The following is a 2,250-nucleotide window of genomic DNA, read 5'->3' on the forward strand; positions in this document are numbered from 1 at the left end:
AACCGCTATCGGTGCCGCCGCCAGAACTCCCGCCATCACTGCCGCCAGAGTTGCCACCGTTATCGGAGTCATCGATGACCTGCCCGTTTTGGTCGATATGGATCGTGTTAATGTCAGAGGACTGTCCTGTATAGCAGTAGGTATTAGAACCGGAGGTATAGGAGCCTTTAGAACAACTGGAAGGGTCGCTGGTTAATTGAAAGGGTGAGTCTGAGATAGTCGGTGCGTCGGAGTCGGGATTGTTGGTTTCACCCGTTGATTCAGCATTCCAGACGGTCGAACAATTTTCCGTGCCGGTGTCGTTACCATTCTCATCTTTATTGTTGGTGCAGAAAGTGACGCCGGGCGTCTGATAGAGTTTGCAAGCGCCCACATTCACGACCGCATTAGGAGAAAGTAGCGATCCAGTGGGTACATCGATAGATCGTATGGAACCGCCATAGGCGGCTTCGCACTGTTCGTCTGTATAGCGGATATTGTAAATTCTATAACTTGCAAAATCGGACAACGGGATAGGGCCATCGCCTTGCCAGGTTTCAGCGCGAGATTGACCATATCTATCCGCGTTGGGAATTACTCGATTGAATGTTGGGCATTTAGACGACCCCCGAGATGGGAGGAAGCTACAAACGGGTTGCCAACTAGCAAAAGCAGCGCCAGAAACCGAAGAAGAAGCCAGTATAAAAATTGAGATAATAAATAATCGCATAAGTCACCAACAATAAAGGGGCCCGAATGGAGCCCCTTTCTGCTTCGGCCCCGGAAATCGCCGGGGCGGTGCGGGGCCGAATGGTGCTGCGTGGATCAGGTGGCCTTGTTGGCGAACTTCTTGAACAGGCCGATGGCGAGCAGTGAGCCGACGATGGCGGTCACGACGGGCCACGCTTCGCTGGCCATGCTGCTGGCCTGGCTGGAGAGTGCGGAGAACGCGGCAGACGCAGCGGAACCGCCTTCGGACGCCATGGCAGCGGTGGTGCCGCCGATCATGGTGACGGAGACGGCCGTTGCCTTGCCGGCGACGTTGCGGAGGGCGAAACGGGTACGGACGACAGCGTTTTTCAGTCGAGTTTTCATAGTGTTTTTTCCATGAATTGCTTGAACGCGAGTGTGGACTTACCCCACGCCCAACCGAGGGCGTAGGCTCCTAGCAGGTAGCCGATGAGGGTTGCGGAGTTCATCGCTGGCCACCTTTGATTGCACCGAGCCCGAATGAGACGACGAGCGCGGTACAAAACGTGAGGAGCCACAGTTGATCGAACTGTTCAGCGGTCATCGGTGGCTCCTCGTTGTTGGGAAGACGTCTGGTGATGAATCAGGTGTGGCGTTACGCCTTGGCGGATTCCGGCTTGGCGTTGCTGGCCGGTGCCGATCCGGCGCCCTTGGGGCGGCGGGCAGCAATCACGTGCATCGAGGTGGTTTGCTGCTTGTTCTGGCCGGCGCGAACCATGCGCAGCTCGATATCGAGTTCGAGGTTGCACGGCAACTCGACCCCGGCGTTACGAATCTGATCGACGATGGAGAAGTCGGCGGACATGTCGGAGTTCTGCATGCCGATCTGGTTGTCGTTGTCGGCGTCGACTTCGTTGATGATGCTGACCTTGCCGCCTTTACGGCCTTCGAATTCGTAGCGAGAGGCACCGGAAACGCGAGCGATGATGGTGTTGATCATGGACATGGTGGATTCCTTGTTAGCGTTGGTACTGGGTTGCCAGGGTGTGGCAGTGGCGAGCGAGTACGACTAGCTCAGTGAGGTCGGATGACTCGGGATCGAGCATCCGGGTTAAGTGCTCCGCCTGGGCGTAGAGGAGCGCGGCGTGACCGTAGGCACGACCCTGGAGACACCGCCGGGCCCGCTCCCTCAGAACTCGGGGCTCCGGGCAGGCGTCTGCCCACCCGACACCGCGCGCCATCGGTCGTGAAGCACGGCGGCCGATCCCGCACCCCCCGTCAACCCGTGCTGCGCAGGGTATGACGGGGGGCACGGTTCCGGCCTGGGAGGCCGTGCGACCGATGGGCGACGGGTGACGGGCAGGCAGGAACATGATTAGCGCCCCGGTTCCGGGCGGGCCGGAGAAGGTTCACCTTCCAGGACAGAGCGGTCGCCGCGCTCCAGTTGGGCAAGGCCGTACTGAAAGAGCCGTTCGCCCAGGGCGGAAGGTGTGAGTTGGTTCATGCCTGCCTGAACCAGAAACCGAGAGTGATCGGTCTGTTCCAGGAACACGCGAACGGGTTGTTTCTTCGCGGTGGTCA

General features: G+C 58.8%; 5 protein-coding genes. All 5 read right to left on the reverse strand.

Annotated elements, in window-relative coordinates; all coding sequences use genetic code 11:
- The coding region (locus BTW07_RS19600) for a hypothetical protein (protein ID WP_144076860.1) at positions 1 to 508 on the reverse strand (508 nt) is incomplete at its 3' end.
- Between the two features lie 296 nt (positions 509 to 804).
- A complete protein-coding gene (locus BTW07_RS07125) occupies positions 805 to 1,074 on the reverse strand; it encodes a major coat protein (protein WP_075569487.1) in 270 nt (89 codons plus the stop codon).
- A gap of 100 nt (positions 1,075 to 1,174) precedes the next feature.
- Positions 1,175 to 1,273: a tail virion protein G7P-2 gene (locus BTW07_RS20320; RefSeq protein WP_425272023.1), complete on the reverse strand. Its 99-nt coding sequence runs from the start codon at positions 1,271 to 1,273 to the stop codon at positions 1,175 to 1,177.
- Positions 1,274 to 1,324: 51 nt separating this feature from the next.
- Positions 1,325 to 1,675 (reverse strand): hypothetical protein, encoded by a 351-nt coding sequence (locus tag BTW07_RS07130; protein WP_232823860.1) that lies wholly within the window; start codon positions 1,673 to 1,675, stop codon positions 1,325 to 1,327.
- Between the two features lie 369 nt (positions 1,676 to 2,044).
- On the reverse strand, positions 2,045 to 2,250 hold a 206-nt coding region (locus BTW07_RS19820), incomplete at its 5' end, for a hypothetical protein (protein WP_158025870.1).

The sequence above is a fragment of the Salinicola socius genome (assembly GCF_001937195.1).
In the GTDB taxonomy this organism is placed as follows: domain Bacteria; phylum Pseudomonadota; class Gammaproteobacteria; order Pseudomonadales; family Halomonadaceae; genus Salinicola; species Salinicola socius.